The sequence below is a fragment of the Neisseria sp. 74A18 genome, assembly GCF_001308005.1.
Classification (GTDB): domain Bacteria; phylum Pseudomonadota; class Gammaproteobacteria; order Burkholderiales; family Neisseriaceae; genus Neisseria; species Neisseria dumasiana.
The window spans coordinates 36,996-53,927 of sequence record NZ_LGZA01000014.1 but is presented as its reverse complement, the minus strand read 5'-3'; the positions used below and the strand labels follow the sequence as shown (position 1 = coordinate 53,927).

Genomic DNA, 16,932 nt, shown 5'->3' with positions numbered 1-16,932 from the left:
ATTTAATGTTTTTATTTAATTTATATAAAATCAAATATTTTTCGATATTTTTATCCCAATATTTTTATCCGTGTACTTTAATTGCAACATTAATAATTTCTTATGAAATAATTATTTTTAATTGCAAATATTTATTTACATTTCTTTTCGATTCGACTTCGAAAAATAAATATTCGATTTAACAAAAAACGGAAAAACACATGGTATGTTTTTCCGTTTTTTTGCCTGACGGCAAACGTGAAAAGATAAAGTTTCTCTCTATTAATCAGACTCTTGCGTTTTACGGATTACCAAGGCCAAAGGTTCGGCGGTATATTTGCGGATCGTATCGGTATCGAGCTTGCCGCTGTTTTCGCCCCAAATGGCCAATGCCGCTCCCAAAATCTTATCGGTATTCTTTACCGCGTTATCACGGTTTTCTCCGTCCCATACGCCCAAGCTCCAACGCTTTTCAATATCTTTGCCGGCAAAATCTATATCGTGGCTGAAGTTGCGGTCTCGGGGAACGAGATAAAGATAATAAGAATTGTAGTTCAGCACCGAAAAGCCTTTTTCGATCAACTCAGGCATACTCATACGGATTGCCCTGCGTTTACGGGCGGTATCTCTGTCTTCGGGATTACCGTCGTAACTCCAATAAGTAATTTGGATATTGCGGTTTAAGCCGCCGGCCGTCGTTTTGATCAAGCCGTCGTTCCACATACGGGTTATCAGCCTTTTTTTGGCCAGATGCTCGGCCAAAGTATTGGCATAACGGATAAATTCATGATTGCTTTCGGGGCTGTAACCGAATTCGTCTCCACCTATATGAAAGTGCCTGCTGTTTTTACCGAAAGCACCGGCCACTTCATCAATCAAAGCCTTAACCAACCCGACGCTTTCCGGATTGTTGATATTGATTTCATCGGCGGCGCGCGGCGATTTCAAGGCATCGGTGCGGGTTTTGCCGTATTGATGTTCGAGTAATGAAAAAATGCCGCCCATGTGGTTCGGGCTGCCCACTTCAGGAACGATTTCGATTTTTTTCGCAGCCGCATAAGCGGTAATGTCGTTTAACTGCGCGAAACTCAAAAAAGGCTTGCCGGTTTTGGGGTTGACATATGTGCCGTCTGAACTGACTACGGCATCTTGCGCCCTCTGCCCCAGCAACTTACTTTCCAATGCGTAATTTTCATGGTCGGAGAAATGCAGATGAAGAAACGTACCGCCTGATTCGGCCAAATCGTCGATAAACGCTTTGATGGTATGAACAGGATAAAACCTTCTGGCAGTATCGAGCATCAAACCGCTCTGCTTGGGTGTACGGTGCTGATGCAGGCCCGCCGCAAAAAAAACATTCGAGGCTGCCGGAGCAAACAGCAGCCACAATGTCAACAAGACGATGCCGAGTAATAAATAAAGGGAAGGTTTTTTAAGCGTATTAGTTGGAACATAAAATTTATTTTTCATAAATATTTGAAGTGTATGTGTTATTTATATTTTAGGGCGAGATTCTAACCCAATTTCGGTTAATTTTTATTACTGTTGCGACATCTGACATAAAAATAAACAAGCTTGTTCCCGCTTCATGATGCCTGTTATGGTTTCCAGCATCTCCCGCCGGCAATACAAAAACAAAAACTCTTATAAAAAACAGTTTGTTAAAATGGATTTCTGGCTTAAAAAAACCGAATCCGTTATAATAACGCCGTTTCTACCTCTAAAAAATCAAGCAGGCCGTCTGAAAAGACGGCTTTCAGCAGGAGCTTCCGTAATGATGACACTTTACTCGGGCATTACCTGCCCGTTCAGCCAGCGTTGCCGCTTTGTTTTGTTTGAAAAAGGCATGGATTTTGAAATCAAAGATGTCGATGTATTCAACAAACCTGAAGACTTGGCCATTATGAACCCCTACAACCAAGTGCCGGTATTGGTTGAACGCGATTTGATTCTGCACGAATCCAACATCATCAACGAATATATCGACGAGCGTTTTCCCCATCCCCAATTAATGCCGGGCGACCCCGTTATGCGCGGCCGCGGCCGTTTGGTGCTGTTCCGCATGGAAAAAGAGCTGTTCAGCCATGTGCAGGTATTGGAAAACCCCGAAGCCAGCAGCAAAGAGCAAGCGAAAGCGCGTGAAGCGATTGCCCAAGGCCTGACCATGTTGGCACCTTCATTTACCAAAACCAAATACATCATGGGCGACGACTTCTCGATGATTGACGTGGCTTTGTCTCCGCTGTTATGGCGTTTGGACCACTACGACATCAAACTGGGCAAATCCGCCGCTCCGATTTTGAAATACGCCGAACGCATTTTCCAACGCGAAGCCTTTATCGAAGCCCTTACCCCGGCAGAGAAAGCCATGCGCCGCTGATAAAGGCCGTCTGAACATATCCGCTTTCGCAAAGGAAACCCGATGACCACCAGCACCAAACCCTATCTGCTCCGCGCACTGTACGAATGGTGCCTCGACAACAACCAAACGCCGCACATTGTGGCATGGGTAAACGAACACACGCGCGTGCCCATGCAGTATGTGCGTGAAAACGAAATCGTGTTGAACATCGGCACTACCGCCAGCCATAATCTGACGATAGACAACGATTGGGTGCATTTTTCCGCCCGATTTGCCGGTGTTTCCCACGAAATTTGGATTCCCGTCGGCCACATCATCAGCATTTTCTCGCGCGAAAGCGGAGAAGGCATGGGGTTTGAGGTCGAACCCTACCAAACCGAAAGCGAGAAAAAGGGGCAAGACCCGCTGCACCTGTTGGAAAAAGAGATCGAACGCAGCCGTGCGGAATCTTCCGACGATCACACGCCCGACGACGACGGCAACAAACCGAAAAAAGGCTTGAAGCTGGTGAAATAAAACCTGTCGTTTCCAAAGCGTTTGTTATCGCCATCAAAACCATGAGGCCGTCTGAAAAATGCCTTTCAGACGGCCTCATGGTTGAGATTCATCTCTCTAAAAGTCTGAGACCTTTGCAAAACCCCCATCTGCGGCGCATTTCTGCGTTGTGCGCTGCTCGCTCGTTTGCCTATCTATACGATATGTCTGCACTCGCTGTGCTGCTACGCCTTGAACTGCATCCACATCTGAGGGTTTTGCAAAGGTCTCAGTCTGCTCAAACTAAACACTCACTCCGGCTGCACGCGCAATCGCCAAACCCTCGTCCACACTCATATATACCGGATGTTCGGGGCGGCTGCGGCGCACAATGTCGCCTTCGCAAAACATCACCAACTCATCCACCGCCAGCTGCGACCACGTTTCGTTGCCGGTTAACGGCAGCGTGGCGATAACGGCCACTTTGTCGTTAGGCGTGGTAACTGCGGCAAAATCCACTTTAACATCATCATCAAGCAGATGCGCTTCGCCAAACGGTGCTTTGCGCACAATATAATGCAAGAGCGTGCTGGCATGAACAAACAGGCAATCGCCATTGGACATCATAAAATTAAACAAGCCGTAACGGCGGATTTCAGCCGTTAACTCGGCCACCGCAGCAAACAGAGTATCCGCATCCGGCTTGCGGTCGAAACGGCTGCGCAACTGCTCGAGAATATAACAAAACGCACGTTCCGAATCGGTGTTGCCCACCGCCTGATAAAACGCTCCGGCCGGCGGAAAATAATTTTTCAGATGGCCGTTGTGCGCAAACAGCCAATATTCGCCCCACATCTCGCGCATAAACGGGTGCGTGTTCGCCAGCGAAGTCTGCCCCTGCGTGGCTTTACGGATGTGTGCAATCACATTTTCCGACTTAATCTGATAAGCACGAATCAAATCGGCCACCGGCGAATGCGCGCTCGGTTTGTCGTCGTGAAACAGGCGCACCCCTTTTCCTTCAAAAAAACCGATGCCGAAACCGTCGGCATGATGGTCGGTCAAACCGCCGCGGCGGCGGAAGCCCTCAAACGAAAACACAATATCGGTGGGCGTGTTGCAATTCATGCCGAGAAGCTGGCACATAATATTTTTTGCCTTTGATGTTCAGAGAAGCCGTATTGTGCGCGAAATCCGCCGTTTTTAAAAGCCCGGCGGCACACACAAACAGGCCGCAACCGCCGCATTGGCAACGTTTTGATTTTAATCTGCGCGGGCTATTGACACATCCTTTATAATATCAATCCATTAAATATTTTTTCAGACGGCCCGAAGCCTTTCTTTAACGGGGCAAATATTCAAAGGCCGTCTGAAACCATACTCAGAGAACACCATGAAATTTATAGATGAAGCAAAAATCGAAGTAGTTGCCGGCAAAGGCGGTAACGGAGCCGTCAGCTTCCGCCGCGAAAAATTCGTACCGCGCGGCGGCCCCGACGGCGGCGACGGCGGCAAAGGCGGCAGCGTATTTGCCGTGGCCGACGAAAACGTCAACACCCTTGTCGAATACCGTTTCGTCAAACGCTACCAAGCCAAAAACGGCGAAAAAGGCCACGGTTCCGACCGCTACGGCAAAGGCGCGGACGATATCGAACTGCACATGCCCGTCGGCACGCTGATCCGCGACATCGACACTGACGAAATTATCGCCGACCTCACCCACCACGGCCAAAAAGTATGCCTTGCCCGCGGCGGCAAAGGCGGATTGGGCAACATCCATTTCAAATCATCGGTCAACCGCGCGCCCAAACAAGCCACCCCGGGCGAAGAAGGCGAAGCCCGCAGCCTGCAACTCGAGCTGAAAGTATTGGCCGACGTGGGCTTGCTCGGCATGCCGAACGCCGGCAAATCCACCCTGATTTCCGCCGTTTCCGCCGCCCGCCCCAAAATCGCCAACTACCCGTTTACCACCCTGCACCCGAACTTGGGCGTGGTGCGCATGGACGAAAACAACAGCTTCGTCATGGCCGACATTCCCGGCCTGATCGAAGGTGCCGCCGAAGGTGCGGGCTTGGGACACCGCTTCCTGAAACACCTCTCCCGCACCGGCCTGCTGCTGCATGTGGTGGACCTGGCACCGTTCGACGAAAGCGTCAACCCCGCCGAAGAAGCCTTGGCGATTGTGGAAGAACTGCGTAAATACGACGAAGAACTCTACGACAAACCGCGCTGGCTGGTGCTCAACAAACTCGATATGTTGAGCGAAGAAGAAGCCGAAAAGCGCGCCGCCGAATTTTTAAAACAAATCGGCTGGAACCACCCCGCCCCCAACGACCGCTTCGGCTTCGACATGACCACCCCGCGCCTGTTTAAAATCAGCGCATTGTCCCGCCAAGGCACGCAGGATTTGGTGTATCAAATCAACACCTACCTGAACGAGAAAAAACGCTTGGCAGCCGAAGCCGAAGAAGCGGCCAAACAAAACCAAGCGGTTGAAACTGCGGCAGAACAACAAACCGATACTTCGGTATTTAAAGCCGAATAAAGCACAACGAGGCCGTCTGAAATGTTCAGACGGCCTCGTTTTATCTTCTTCATCAACCTAAAGATATATAGTCAATCCACTTAAGTTTCGTAACAAAACCGTCATACTCGGGCTCTTTACCCCAGTATCTCCCGAACTTGCTGAAACTCAAGATACTCGGGTCAAGCCCGAGTATGACGGACGTACTATTTTTAAGTTGATCCGCTATAGCGGCTTACTTCATAACACAATCGCAGCGGCGGATTAAGCCGGCAAGTTGAGGCCCTGCCAATCAAACCTCTTCCGGCAACCGGGTAATCTTCACGCGCTCGATGCGTTGGCCTTCTTTTTCCGTTACTTCAAAACGCCAGCCGTGGAAGTCGGCATAATCGCCGACGTCGGGAATGCTTTGCAGCTCTTCCATAATCAAACCGGCTACGGTATGGAAATCGGCATCTTCTTCTTGCGGCGGCAGGCCGAGCTGGGGGGCGAGCTCCACATATTCGAGCGAGCCGTCAACCGTAAGGCTTTTATCGGTATTTTCCTGCAAGGCCGGTTCTTCTTCGCGTTGGAATTCTTCGGGAAACTCGCCGGCGATGGTTTCGAGCAGGTCTTTCATGGTAACCATGCCCAATACGGCGCCGAACTCGTCCACCACCAAGGCGTAATCGGCACTTTTCTTGCGGAACAGCTCGATAGCGGTGAGCGCGGATGTGCTGTCGGGCAGAATCAGCGGCTGTTTTAAGGCCGTCTGAATATTCATTTCACCCTCGTCGAGCAGCTGGGCGAGCAGGTCTTTTTTATTGATATAACCCAACGGCTCGTCCACGCCCGCTTTGCCGACCACCAGCAAACGGCTGTAAGGGGTGCTTTGCAGCTGGGCGTGCTGCTCTTCTTTACTTTGCGAAATATCCAAGCGTTCGATGTCGCGGCGGGGAATCATCACGCCGAGAATGGGGCGTTCCGCCAGCGTGAGCACGCTGCGTATCATCGACTTTTCGTTCTCTTCAAAATGCGAATCGTCTTCGCCTTTGTTGCGCGACTGAGCCAACACGGTTTCGCGGATACCCATCATGCCCAACACATTATCGGCCGTGCGTTTGCGCCACGAGCTGCTGATGTAGTCGTTTTTGCGGGCGTTGCGCTGCGATATCTGATTGAACACTTCGATCAGAATCGAGAAGCCGATGGCTGCATAGAGATAGCCTTTGGGGATTTGGAAGTGGAAGGCTTCGGCAATCAGGCTGAAACCGATCATCAGCAGGAAGCCCAAACACAGCATCACCACGGTCGGATGTTTGGCCACAAACTCGGTAAGCGGCTTACTGGCCATAATCATGATGGTCATCGCCACCACAACCGCCGCCATGGCCACAACGATATGGTCGACCATCGCCACGGCGGTAATCACGGCGTCAATCGAAAACACGGCATCCAGCACCAAAATCTGCATCACCACACCCCAAAACGGCGAGTGTTTTTTATGGGTGTCGGCAATGGCAAACTGATTGTGGCCTTCAATGCGTTCGTGCAATTCGGTGGTGGCTTTATACAGCAGGAACAAACCGCCGACGAGCATAATGATGTCTTTGCCCGACACGCTCATGCCGCTGATATGGAACAGCGGTTTCGTCAGCGTGATGATGTGCGCCATAAAGCCCAACATCACCAAACGCATCAATACGGCCAGCACCAAGCCGGTAATCCGTGCCTTATCGCGCAGGGCAGGTTTGACCTTATTGGCCAAAATAGCCACAAAAACCAGATTGTCGATGCCGAGCACGACTTCGAGAATCAGAAGCGTTGCAAAGCCCAACCACGTTTGCGGTTCGGCTAACCAACTGAAATCCATAATGTGTTTTTCCTCGTTTCAAACATACAAACAGGCAGCCCTGACCAAATCAGGCTGCCTGAATAATGTGCATACACGAAGGGCGTGGGGTCGTACTGCTCTGCTCCGCGTCTTTCATAATCAAGTGTATGCCTCAAGTTAAATGGAATCAGCAGTTTATCATTTTCATGCAGATAAGGCAAAGCAGGCCGTCTGAAAGGTTCAGACGGCCTGCTTTGGATAGGGAAACCGGCGGCGTTGCGCCACCATTCAATCTTGAGCTTCACGCTGCGATGAATCTGCACACCCGAGTATCATCGCATCGCCGTAGCTGAAAAAGCGGTATTGTTGCCCGACGGCATGACGGTAAATACTGCGGATATGTTCTGTGCCGGAAAATGCGCTGACCAACATCAGCAAAGTCGATTTGGGCAGATGGAAATTGGTAATCAAACGGTCGACCACACGGAACCGGTAGCCCGGCGTGATAAAAATATCGGTATCGCCCGTGCCGGCTTTCAGACGGCCTGTTTCCCTTGCGGCGGACTCAAGCGCGCGCATAGAAGTGGTTCCCACCGCCCATATTTTGCTACCGCGCTGCCGTGCCGCTCCAATCGCCGCCACGGTTTCAGACGGCACGTCAAACCATTCGCTGTGCATGGTGTGCTCGGCAATGTTTTCCACCCGCACCGGCTGAAACGTGCCCGCCCCCACATGCAGGGTCACTTCTGCGGTGTGCACGCCTTTGGCTCGGATGGCTTCAAGCAGGCCGTCGGTGAAATGCAAACCGGCCGTCGGCGCGGCTACCGCTCCCTGATGTTTGGCGTAAACCGTTTGATAGCGGGCATCGTCGTCATCGTCGGCAGCCCGTTCGATGTAAGGCGGCAACGGCAGTTTGCCCACATGTTCGAGAATGTCGTACACGCTGCGGCTGTCTTCAAAACGCAAGCGGAACAATTCCCCCGCCCGCTCTTCCATCACGGCGCGGATGCCGCCTTCAAAAACCAACTCCGTGCCTGGTTTCGGCGATTTGGACGACCGCACATGCGCCAAAGCAGTGTGTGCATCAAGCACGCGCTCGATCAAGGCTTCGATTTTTCCGCCGCTGGCTTTGGTGCCGAACAGACGCGCTTTCATCACTTTGGTATTGTTAAACACCAGCACGTCGCCCGCTTCGAGATAATCGGGCAAAGCGGAAAAAACCGCGTCGGCCACGGGCCGGTCGGGCAGCGCAACCAAAAGGCGGCTGCCGCCACGCTCAACCGGCGGATGCTGGGCGATAAGTGCTTCCGGCAGCTCGAAATCAAAATCGGAAATATGCATAAAGTTCGATCAATCGCTTAAAAATAAGGGCGCTATTATATAGCGAAGCAAGCGGATAAGCCTACGCACTTCCCTTAGAAAGCCGTCGGGTTCAGACGGCATCGCGTCTGCCACACTCTTGCATAGCAAGTTTTTCTTACTTGTAGATTGAAATAAAGATCAAACCGTCGGCTGATCACGCAGACAGGCCGTCTGAAAATTATTTTTCAGACGGCCTTAGATACCAAAACTCAATATCAGAACAACCCGTGAATCACGCCGTTTTCATCCACATCAATCTTCTCGGCGGCGGGCACTTTCGGCAGGCCGGGCATTTTCATCATGTTGCCGCACAGGGCAACGATAAAGCCTGCGCCGGCCGACACGGTGATGCCGCGCACGGTGATGCGGAAGCCTTCGGGTTTACCCAAAAGTTTGGCGTTGTCGCTTAAAGAATATTGGGTTTTCGCCATACAAACAGGCATTTTGTCGAGACCGAGTTTCTCAAGCGAAGCGATTTCGGTAAGGGCTTCGCTGCTGAAATCGACATCGGCCGCACCGTAGATTTTTTTGGCGATGGTGCGGATTTTGTCTTGCACGCCCAAATCGGTGTCGTAGGCGAAAGTAAAGTTATTGGGCTGGGTTTCGATGGCATTCACCACTTTTTGAGCCAAGTCGGCACCGCCCGCGCCGCCTTTGCCCCACACTTCGGTTAACGATACTTCAACGCCTTCTTTGGCACAGGCCGTCTGAATCATATCGAGTTCGGCATCGGTATCGGAAACAAAACGGTTCAGCGCAACCACCACCGGCAAACCGAACACGTTTTTCAGGTTGCTGATGTGTTTGAGCAGGTTCGGCAAGCCTTTTTCGAGCGCGTTCAGGTTTTCTTCGCCTAAATTGGCACGTTCCACGCCGCCGTTATATTTAAGCGCACGCACGGTGGCGACGACGACTGCGGCATCGGGTTTGATGTCTGCCAAGCGGCATTTGATGTCGCAGAATTTTTCCGCGCCCAAATCCGCACCGAAACCGGCTTCGGTAACGGCGTAATCGCCTAAATGGCGGGCAACACGGGTGGCTATCACGGAGTTACAGCCGTGGGCGATGTTGGCAAACGGGCCGCCGTGTACGAAAGCCGGTGTGCCGTCGATGGTTTGCACCAGATTGGGCTTAACCGCATCCTTCAACAAGGCCGCCATTGCACCGTTGGCTTTCAAATCCCGTGCGTAAACGGGGCTGCCGTCTTTGGTGTAAGCCACGAGAATATTGCCCAAGCGTTCTTTCAAGTCGGCCAAATCTTTGGCCAAGCAGAACACGGCCATCACTTCGGAGGCCACGGTAATGTCAAAACCGTCGGGGCGCATCACGCCGTCGGTAGGCTTGCCCATGCCGTCGATGATGTTGCGCAACTGGCGGTCGTTCATATCGACCACGCGCCGCCACAGCACGCGTTTGGGGTCGATATTCAATTCGTTGCCTTGATAAATGTGGTTATCGAGCATGGCGGCCAGCAGGTTGTTGGCCGCACCGATGGCATGGAAATCGCCGGTAAAGTGCAGATTAATGTCTTCCATCGGCAGCACTTGCGCATATCCGCCTCCTGCCGCACCGCCTTTCACGCCGAACACGGGGCCGAGCGAAGGCTCACGCAGGGCAATAACGGCCTGCTTGCCGATGTAGTTTAAAGCATCGGCCAAACCGATCGTTACGGTGGTTTTGCCTTCGCCCGCAGGTGTGGGGTTGATGGCCGTTACCAAAATCAGACGGCCTTGCTTTTTCGGCAAGGCAAATACGTCGGTCGGATTGATTTTGGCTTTGTATTTGCCGTAAGGGTCGTATTGGTCGGCATTCAGGCCGAGTTTGGCGGCAATCTCGCCTATCGGTCGTATTGCGGCGGCTTGGGCGATTTCGGCATCGGTTTTATAGCTCATAACGGATTCCTGTAACGGGTTGGTAACGGCGCCATTATATAGTTAATCAACTTAAGTTTAATAACAAAACCGTTATACTCGGGCTTGCTCAAGTATCGCGAAACGGTTTCTAATCAAGTGGTTTGATATACAAGTAGAATTTTTCTCTGCAATCATATAAACACGGTCAGATATATCATTCCCCTACGATTTTGTTACCAAACTCAAGTTGATTGACCATAACGGATCAAGCAACGGCTTTATCAGCATTTCAGACGGCCAAAAGAAAGCTGCCCGTTATGGTTTAACGGGCAGCCGTTCGGTCTCGACTCATTTGTTTTTCGCTTCGGCTTTGGCTTCTTTTTTCAAAGAGGCATACAAATCCGGCTGGCGGCTTTTCAGCAGTGAGGCAATGGCGAGATCGTCACGGTTTACTTTTGCCAAATCGATTTTTTCGATATGCACCAAACGCAGCAGTTCGCGTACAGGCTTAGGCATGTTGCGACCTGATTCGTAGCGTGAACCACCCGATTGGGTTACACCGATACGGCTCCAAAAATCCATTTGGTTTAAACCGAGTTTTTTGCGGATATCGCGGATATTTTCGATTTTCTCGAACGACTTCATGAAATTCCCTTCTTAATTTAAAGCTCAATCTGGCAACTCACTTATCCCGTCATAATACCCAGCGTGAGAATATTATATTCAGATAAGTATAAACGCTTAGACAGCGATTTCAGGATAAGTTTAATTTAATTTTTCATCAAGCGGTCAAAAAAAACGATAAACGTTATACCCAAATTTCTAAATACTTTAAAAACAACAAGTTATTTTTTAAAGTAATCATTCTAAATTAAAATAATTTACAAAAAAAAACGTAACGAAATCAAGGTTTACCTGTTTGGGGGCTGATAGTGAGGATTTCGTAGCCGGTTTCGGTTACCAAAACCTCATGTTCCCATTGGGCAGAGAGCGAACGGTCTTTGGTTACCGCCGTCCATCCGTCGGCCAAAATACGCAAATGGCGTTTACCCTGATTAATCATCGGTTCAATGGTAAAAATCATACCCGGCTTCAGCACCGGCCCTTGGCCTTTTTTACCGTAGTGAAGCACTTGCGGCTCTTCGTGAAAGCCCCGTCCGATGCCGTGACCGCAAAATTCCTGCACAACCGAATAACCTGCATTTTCCGCCACTTGCTGGCACGCATAGCCGATATCGCCCAAAGTGGCTCCGGGCTTCACGGCTTCGATACCGGCCATCATGCTGGCATGGGTTATATCAATCAAACGCTGCGCCTGCGGGCTGATTTGCCCAACCGCAAACATACGGCTGGAATCACCGTGGAAACCGTCTTTTTTGATGGTCACGTCGATATTGACAATGTCGCCGTTTTTCAAAGGCTTATCATCGGGAATGCCGTGGCAGATGACGTGATTAACGGATGTGCAGCACGATTTCGGATAAGGTGGGTTGCCGTAGTTCAACGGTGCGGGATAACCGCCCTGCACATTGATATGGTAGTCGTGAATCAGTTTGTCGAGCTCGGCGGTAGTAACGCCGGGTTTGACAAATTGGCCGATATAATCCAATGCTTCGGCGGCCAAGCGGCCAAGCTCGCGCATTTTTTCGATTTCTTCGGCTGTTTTGATGATAATCGCCATCGGCTTTCCTTTTTCTGTGTTTTTCAATTCAGACGGCCTTTCGGAAAACGCTCGAAAGGCCGTCTGAAAAATATCATGAGTTATTTTACACGGTTTGCTTAAAACAAATTGTCGGTAACAACGGCTTTGGGCGGCTCCCGAGGCGGTTCTTTCGCTACTGCGGGCTGTTCCGCAACGGGCTGTTTGGGCGGTGCAGCGGGTGCATCTTCTGCGCTCTTGGCAGCCGTTACGGAAGTATCGGGGGCTTTAACCATTGGAAGCGGAGACGGCTCTGCTGCCTGAGCCGTAGCGGCGGGTTCGGCTTCAACCGCTTTTTTCTGCGGTGCTTTTTTACGCTGTGCGCGCTGCGTTGTAGTTTTTTGGGGCTTTTCTGCCGCTACCGGACTGCTTGCCACCGCTGCTTCGGCCGGTACATCAGGGTCAGATGCTTGGGCAATTGCTTCAATATTCTGTTCTTGCTCCTGCGCTTGAACAGGTTGAGCGGGCAGGGCGGAAACCGCCGGGGCAGAGGCACCGCGCGGTGCCCATACTTCCACAGCTCCGCCTGCTGCCGATGCTGCTGCGCGGTTATGTGTATCGGTATGTACGGAAGTTTGCATCAATCCGATCACGGCTCCGCAAACCGCGCCCACCGCCACGGCAAACAGGCCGATGAGCAGATGCTTGGATTTCAAGCCGCCTTTTTTGCTGTGGGGGGTGGTTTTTTGCTTACTCATTGGATTCTCTTGGGTACTTCATACACAGGCCGTCTGAACCGTTCAGACGGCCTAAAAATAAGATTAAGTGCCGTAAAAAAGGCTTTTACGGCACGCTAGCTTATCATTTATTGTAAGTTTGATAAAGAGTTACCACTTTTCTTACACCTACTGTGGTGCTTACCCGCTGGGTAACGGCTTCCTGTTCGGCAGGTGTGAGAATGCCCATCACATAGGTTACGCCGTCGTAAGTAACGATTTTTACCCGGCTGGGAATCACACCTTGAATGCCGAGCAGTGTGGCACGCACTTTTGATGTGCTCCATGTATCGTCTGAAATCGCACCCAAGGTTCTGGGCTGAGAGGATACGCTGATGTGGTTATACACTTGCTGTGCAGAAGGTTCGGCACGCGCAACCTGTTCCACAAACCCTTTTTCCTCTTCGGTGGCAACATGGCCTAAGAGCAAAATGTGCCGGTTGTAGCTGACTACCGAGAGCTTGGGATGGAAGCCGGGCGTTTTGTTGCTGTCGCGCAGATACGTCATTGCGGTGTTTTTAATGCGCACTTCCATCACATTATCGTCGGTTTGCGTGCCGACGGTACGGCGGTCGACTGCTGCTGCGCCGCCTACGGCCGCACCGCCCAATACGGCACCGACACAACCGCTCAACAGGGTTGCGGCAACCGAAAAGGTAATCAGGGTTTTTGCGTATCTTTTGATACTCATCGGTAAGCATCCTTTCTTTATGGATTTCAGACGGCCTGCCGATCACCAACATAACTGCCGTCTGAAAATTTGAACATCAGGCATTTAAGGCTTACATGCCGTCCAATAATGTGCTGTCGATACAGTCGCACAAAGCATGAATCAGCAAAATATGGATTTCCTGAATCCGTGCGGTGCGCTGGTGGGGCACGTTGAGCAGAATATCGCTGTCTTTCAACATGCCCGCTATCTTGCCGCCGTCTCTTCCGGTAAAGGCAATCACATGCATATCGCGTTCGTGCGCGGCTTTGATGGCTTCAATCACATTGGCAGAATTGCCCGATGTGGAAATACCGATGAGAATGTCTCCCGCTCGGCCGAGGGCGCGTACCTGTTTGCTGAACACATGGTCGAAACCGTAATCGTTGCCGATGGCGGTTAAGGCGGATGTGTCGGTAGTCAGTGCCACTGCAGCCAACTCCATGCGTTCTTTCTCGAAGCGGCCGGTCATTTCAGCGGCAAAATGTTGGGCATCGGCAGCCGAGCCGCCGTTGCCGCAAGCTAAAATTTTGCCGTCATTCATCAAACATTGCAGCATCAACTCGGCTGCTTGGGCAGTCGGTTCGCTCAAAACATCTGCCGCCTGCTGTTTGGCTTCGATACTTTGGGTAAAATGTGCAGCAACGCGTTGTTGTAAAACAGTCATGCGATTTAACCTGTAATGTTATGTATCCACTGCGGTTCATCATTGCCTTCAATCAAAACCGCATCCAAGCGGCATGACGCATGGCTCAGACCGTGTTGCTGCAAATAATGTTCCGCACTTTTCTGCAATTTCAAAAGTTTGGCCGGAGTGATGCTGTATGCCGCACCGCCAAAACTTTTTCCTGCGCGGTATTTTACTTCAACAAACAGAATCATGTTACCGTTTTTGACTATCAAATCAATTTCGCCGAACGGGCAATGCCAGTTACGGGCAATCGGCCGGCAACCCTGTTTTTTCAAAAAACGCAGGGCGGCATCTTCACCCCTTGCCCCTTGTTTATGGGTTAAGCGCATATCGTGTATCCCCGTTATAATGCCAGTCTTTTCAGACGGCCGTTTATTATGATGATGCAAAAACACTATCAAAAAGCCTGCGACAGTATTTCAGCCGGAACATTATACGTTGTAGCTACGCCCATCGGCAATTTGGCCGACATCACGCTGCGCGCGCTTGCCGTTTTGCAGCGCGCCGATGTTGTTTGTGCGGAAGATACGCGCGTAACAGCACAATTACTCAGTGCCTACGGCATACAGTCGAAACTCCTGAGCGTGCGCGAGCACAACGAACAACATATGGCGGGCAAAGTGATTGAAGCACTTTCAGACGGCCTGATTGTCGCGCAGGTATCCGATGCGGGAACTCCCGCAGTTTGCGACCCCGGCGCCAAGCTGGTTGAGCGGGTACGCGAAGCAGGCTTTAAAGTTGCGCCGGTTTTGGGTGCAAGTGCCGTTATGGGTGCATTGAGCGTGGCAGGCGTTGTGGAGCCAAACTTTTATTTTCACGGTTTTTTACCTTCTAAAACAGGCGAACGCCGCAAACTGCTGGCCTCGTGGTCCGATGTTGAATACGCCGTGGTGATGTTTGAAACCCCGCACCGCATCGCCGCCACATTGGAAGACATGGCAACCCTGTTCCCCAACCGCAAAGTGATGCTGGCACGGGAAATTTCAAAAACGTTTGAAACATTTTTAAACGGCACGGCAAGTGCTGTTCAGACAGCCGTTCAAGAAGATACCAACCAAAGCCGCGGCGAAATGGTTATCGTGCTGCACCCGGATATAAAAGAAAAGCAAACCGAACTCTCGGAACACGCCCAAAATGTGATGAAAATTTTGGCCGCCGAACTCCCCACCAAACAGGCTTCGGATTTAGCCGCCAAAATCACCGGAGAAAGCAAAAAAGCATTATATGATTTGGCATTAACTTGGAAGTAAATGCTTATACTTTTTCAGACGGCCTCACTATCCGGCCGTCTGAAAAAAGTTTGAGAGATATTTATTTATTGTGACTTTCGGCCGAATCCGCCGCCAAGCTGAGCATGTACATTGCTCCAAGCCGTCAGCCATTCCGCCTGATGCTGCGCCAACTGCATTTTCAGGCGCAAAGTTTCGTCCTGCTTGGCCAGATGGGCAAGCCCGTTCTCCAAACCCGCCTGCACCCTTCGCGCAGCCGCCGATTCCGCTTTCACCGAAATCTCAACCATACGCTGCTGCACAGCACCCTGCTTGCTCAGATTTTGATAATCGGCCACCGCATCCGCAGCAGAACGCATCGCATTCAATACCGTTTGATCATATACGGCAACCTGCTCGTTAAATTGGGCATGGCGTCCGGCCAATTTGGATTGCAACGCACCCGAAGTAAACAACGGCAGATTGAGTGCCGGCACCACACCGAGCATTCCCGAACTCTTGCCCTTAACCACATTAAACGCATCAATGTGCGCCAAACCCGCAAGCAGCTTCAATTCAATATTCGGATAGAACTCCGCCTTGGCTTCGCGAATGTCTTCACCCCTTGCTTCCAACAACGCATGTTGCGCCGCAATATCGGGACGCCTGCCTAATAAATCAGCCTTAATCTGACTCACGGCCAACACCGGAACCGACGGCGCAGAAGAAGGTGTCCATCCGTCCAAAGCATTTGGCGACCTGCCGACAGACACAGCTAAACTGTGCCGGATACTGCTGATGTGTTTTTCCAATCCCAACAGTTCCAATTGCAGCCGGTGTTTGCTTAATTCGGTTTGATAAGCTGCCGACGGCGGCAGGATTTTTGCCTTCACGCGGCTGTTAATCAATTTTTCGGAAGACTCAGCAACCTGCATGCGGCTTTGGATGAGATTTTTCTGAGTTTCCAACGACTGCCACACAAAATATTGGGCGGCTACGGCATGAGCGATTTCCAACCGCATTTGAGCCGCTTCGTAACCCACCGCCTGACGCCTGCCTAAAGCCGAACGGATACGCGCCTGATTTTTACCCCAAAAATCAAACGCCCAACTGCCTTGCAAAGCAGTATTGGCAACCAATAAAGTACGATCGGTATCCACATGGCCGGAAGAAGGCTTAGGAGCAACATAAGCACCAATACCTTGCGCGGTTACCCCCAGTTGAAACCGATCGGCGGCCTGCCGCACACCCAACTCTGCCTGAGCCTGTGCAAAACGGGCTTTAACCGCTTTAAGGCGCGGAGAATGTTCGATGGCCAGAGAAATCAAAGTATTCAACTTGGGGTCGCGAAGCTGGGACCACCATGCATCACGCACCTCTGCGGTTGAATTTCCCTGTGATAATGAATACGCCGTTGGTTGTTCCAACGGCGCTTGTTTACCCAACGGCGCACAGGCGGTTATCACCGATAATCCCAACAAGGATAAACTGCGCGCAATAATTTTCAAATTCATGTCATGTCCGCTGTGGCTGCCACTGCAC

16 protein-coding genes and 1 pseudogene are annotated in these 16,932 nt (G+C 51.1%); 5 read left to right on the top strand and 12 right to left on the bottom strand.

Annotated features, from left to right (window positions below; all coding sequences use genetic code 11):
* Positions 1 to 261: 261 nt before the first annotated feature.
* Entirely contained in the window at positions 262 to 1,449 is a 1,188-nt protein-coding gene (locus tag AKG43_RS06040; RefSeq protein WP_054599667.1) for a family 20 glycosylhydrolase, read from the bottom strand.
* 304 nt (positions 1,450 to 1,753) lie between these two features.
* Here AKG43_RS06040 and AKG43_RS06035 point away from each other — a divergent pair, with 304 nt between their 5' ends.
* The 3 genes and pseudogenes from AKG43_RS06035 to AKG43_RS13260 form a co-directional block, all read left to right on the top strand.
* Complete coding sequence (locus tag AKG43_RS06035) at positions 1,754 to 2,359, top strand: glutathione S-transferase N-terminal domain-containing protein (RefSeq protein ID WP_054599670.1); 606 nt, start codon at positions 1,754 to 1,756, stop codon at positions 2,357 to 2,359.
* Positions 2,360 to 2,401: 42 nt separating this feature from the next.
* Positions 2,402 to 2,857: a ClpXP protease specificity-enhancing factor gene (locus AKG43_RS06030; protein ID WP_054599666.1), complete on the top strand. Its 456-nt coding sequence runs from the start codon at positions 2,402 to 2,404 to the stop codon at positions 2,855 to 2,857.
* Between the two features lie 77 nt (positions 2,858 to 2,934).
* Positions 2,935 to 3,114, top strand: a pseudogene (locus AKG43_RS13260) (signal peptidase); the annotation flags it as partial.
* Between the two features lie 4 nt (positions 3,115 to 3,118).
* Here the strand turns inward: AKG43_RS13260 and AKG43_RS06025 are convergent.
* The gene (locus tag AKG43_RS06025; protein ID WP_054599665.1) at positions 3,119 to 3,961 is read right to left on the bottom strand and encodes a class II glutamine amidotransferase; all 843 of its coding nucleotides are present in this window, start codon (positions 3,959 to 3,961) and stop codon (positions 3,119 to 3,121) included.
* A 247-nt stretch (positions 3,962 to 4,208) separates the two neighbouring features.
* Between AKG43_RS06025 and obgE the strand changes: the two genes are divergently transcribed.
* The gene (obgE, locus tag AKG43_RS06020) at positions 4,209 to 5,360 is read left to right on the top strand and encodes a GTPase ObgE (protein ID WP_054599664.1); all 1,152 of its coding nucleotides are present in this window, start codon (positions 4,209 to 4,211) and stop codon (positions 5,358 to 5,360) included.
* Positions 5,361 to 5,631: 271 nt separating this feature from the next.
* Here the strand turns inward: obgE and AKG43_RS06015 are convergent, their stop codons facing one another.
* The 9 genes from AKG43_RS06015 to AKG43_RS05975 form a co-directional block, all read right to left on the bottom strand.
* Positions 5,632 to 7,191 carry a TerC family protein gene (locus tag AKG43_RS06015; protein WP_054599663.1) on the bottom strand — a complete coding sequence of 520 codons (1,560 nt, stop codon included), beginning with the start codon at positions 7,189 to 7,191 and terminating at the stop codon, positions 5,632 to 5,634.
* Positions 7,192 to 7,440: 249 nt separating this feature from the next.
* The gene (gene queA / locus AKG43_RS06010; RefSeq protein WP_054599662.1) at positions 7,441 to 8,493 is read right to left on the bottom strand and encodes a tRNA preQ1(34) S-adenosylmethionine ribosyltransferase-isomerase QueA; all 1,053 of its coding nucleotides are present in this window, start codon (positions 8,491 to 8,493) and stop codon (positions 7,441 to 7,443) included.
* A 236-nt stretch (positions 8,494 to 8,729) separates the two neighbouring features.
* On the bottom strand, positions 8,730 to 10,406 hold the full coding sequence (locus AKG43_RS06005) for a formate--tetrahydrofolate ligase (RefSeq protein ID WP_054599661.1): 1,677 nt from the start codon (positions 10,404 to 10,406) through the stop codon (positions 8,730 to 8,732).
* Positions 10,407 to 10,715: 309 nt separating this feature from the next.
* Complete coding sequence (locus tag AKG43_RS06000; protein WP_054599660.1) at positions 10,716 to 11,012, bottom strand: DNA-binding transcriptional regulator; 297 nt, start codon at positions 11,010 to 11,012, stop codon at positions 10,716 to 10,718.
* Between the two features lie 259 nt (positions 11,013 to 11,271).
* On the bottom strand, positions 11,272 to 12,075 hold the full coding sequence (gene map, locus AKG43_RS05995; RefSeq protein WP_255351187.1) for a type I methionyl aminopeptidase: 804 nt from the start codon (positions 12,073 to 12,075) through the stop codon (positions 11,272 to 11,274).
* 71 nt (positions 12,076 to 12,146) lie between these two features.
* Positions 12,147 to 12,764, bottom strand: a complete 618-nt coding sequence (locus AKG43_RS05990; RefSeq protein WP_054599658.1) for a hypothetical protein — start codon at positions 12,762 to 12,764, stop codon at positions 12,147 to 12,149.
* A 103-nt stretch (positions 12,765 to 12,867) separates the two neighbouring features.
* A complete protein-coding gene (locus tag AKG43_RS05985; protein ID WP_054599657.1) occupies positions 12,868 to 13,473 on the bottom strand; it encodes a BON domain-containing protein in 606 nt (201 codons plus the stop codon).
* 91 nt (positions 13,474 to 13,564) lie between these two features.
* Positions 13,565 to 14,158, bottom strand: a complete 594-nt coding sequence (locus AKG43_RS05980; protein ID WP_054599656.1) for a phosphoheptose isomerase — start codon at positions 14,156 to 14,158, stop codon at positions 13,565 to 13,567.
* A gap of 5 nt (positions 14,159 to 14,163) precedes the next feature.
* Entirely contained in the window at positions 14,164 to 14,511 is a 348-nt protein-coding gene (locus tag AKG43_RS05975; RefSeq protein WP_054599655.1) for a YraN family protein, read from the bottom strand.
* Positions 14,512 to 14,562: 51 nt separating this feature from the next.
* Between AKG43_RS05975 and rsmI the strand changes: the two genes are divergently transcribed.
* On the top strand, positions 14,563 to 15,432 hold the full coding sequence (gene rsmI, locus AKG43_RS05970; RefSeq protein ID WP_054599669.1) for a 16S rRNA (cytidine(1402)-2'-O)-methyltransferase: 870 nt from the start codon (positions 14,563 to 14,565) through the stop codon (positions 15,430 to 15,432).
* Positions 15,433 to 15,497: 65 nt separating this feature from the next.
* Here rsmI and AKG43_RS05965 read toward each other — a convergent pair whose 3' ends face one another.
* Positions 15,498 to 16,904: an efflux transporter outer membrane subunit gene (locus AKG43_RS05965; protein ID WP_054599654.1), complete on the bottom strand. Its 1,407-nt coding sequence runs from the start codon at positions 16,902 to 16,904 to the stop codon at positions 15,498 to 15,500.
* Positions 16,905 to 16,932 lie beyond the last annotated feature (28 nt).

Coding starts and splice junctions, on each gene's coding strand:
- AKG43_RS06040 (WP_054599667.1), bottom strand. CDS start 1,449: ATGAAAAATAAATTTTATGTTCCAACTAATACGCTTAAAAAACCTTCC.
- AKG43_RS06035 (WP_054599670.1), top strand. CDS start 1,754: ATGATGACACTTTACTCGGGCATTACCTGCCCGTTCAGCCAGCGTTGC.
- AKG43_RS06030 (WP_054599666.1), top strand. CDS start 2,402: ATGACCACCAGCACCAAACCCTATCTGCTCCGCGCACTGTACGAATGG.
- AKG43_RS06025 (WP_054599665.1), bottom strand. CDS start 3,961: ATGTGCCAGCTTCTCGGCATGAATTGCAACACGCCCACCGATATTGTG.
- obgE (WP_054599664.1), top strand. CDS start 4,209: ATGAAATTTATAGATGAAGCAAAAATCGAAGTAGTTGCCGGCAAAGGC.
- AKG43_RS06015 (WP_054599663.1), bottom strand. CDS start 7,191: ATGGATTTCAGTTGGTTAGCCGAACCGCAAACGTGGTTGGGCTTTGCA.
- queA (WP_054599662.1), bottom strand. CDS start 8,493: ATGCATATTTCCGATTTTGATTTCGAGCTGCCGGAAGCACTTATCGCC.
- AKG43_RS06005 (WP_054599661.1), bottom strand. CDS start 10,406: ATGAGCTATAAAACCGATGCCGAAATCGCCCAAGCCGCCGCAATACGA.
- AKG43_RS06000 (WP_054599660.1), bottom strand. CDS start 11,012: ATGAAGTCGTTCGAGAAAATCGAAAATATCCGCGATATCCGCAAAAAA.
- AKG43_RS05990 (WP_054599658.1), bottom strand. CDS start 12,764: ATGAGTAAGCAAAAAACCACCCCCCACAGCAAAAAAGGCGGCTTGAAA.
- AKG43_RS05985 (WP_054599657.1), bottom strand. CDS start 13,473: ATGAGTATCAAAAGATACGCAAAAACCCTGATTACCTTTTCGGTTGCC.
- AKG43_RS05980 (WP_054599656.1), bottom strand. CDS start 14,158: ATGACTGTTTTACAACAACGCGTTGCTGCACATTTTACCCAAAGTATC.
- AKG43_RS05975 (WP_054599655.1), bottom strand. CDS start 14,511: ATGCGCTTAACCCATAAACAAGGGGCAAGGGGTGAAGATGCCGCCCTG.
- rsmI (WP_054599669.1), top strand. CDS start 14,563: ATGATGCAAAAACACTATCAAAAAGCCTGCGACAGTATTTCAGCCGGA.
- AKG43_RS05965 (WP_054599654.1), bottom strand. CDS start 16,904: ATGAATTTGAAAATTATTGCGCGCAGTTTATCCTTGTTGGGATTATCG.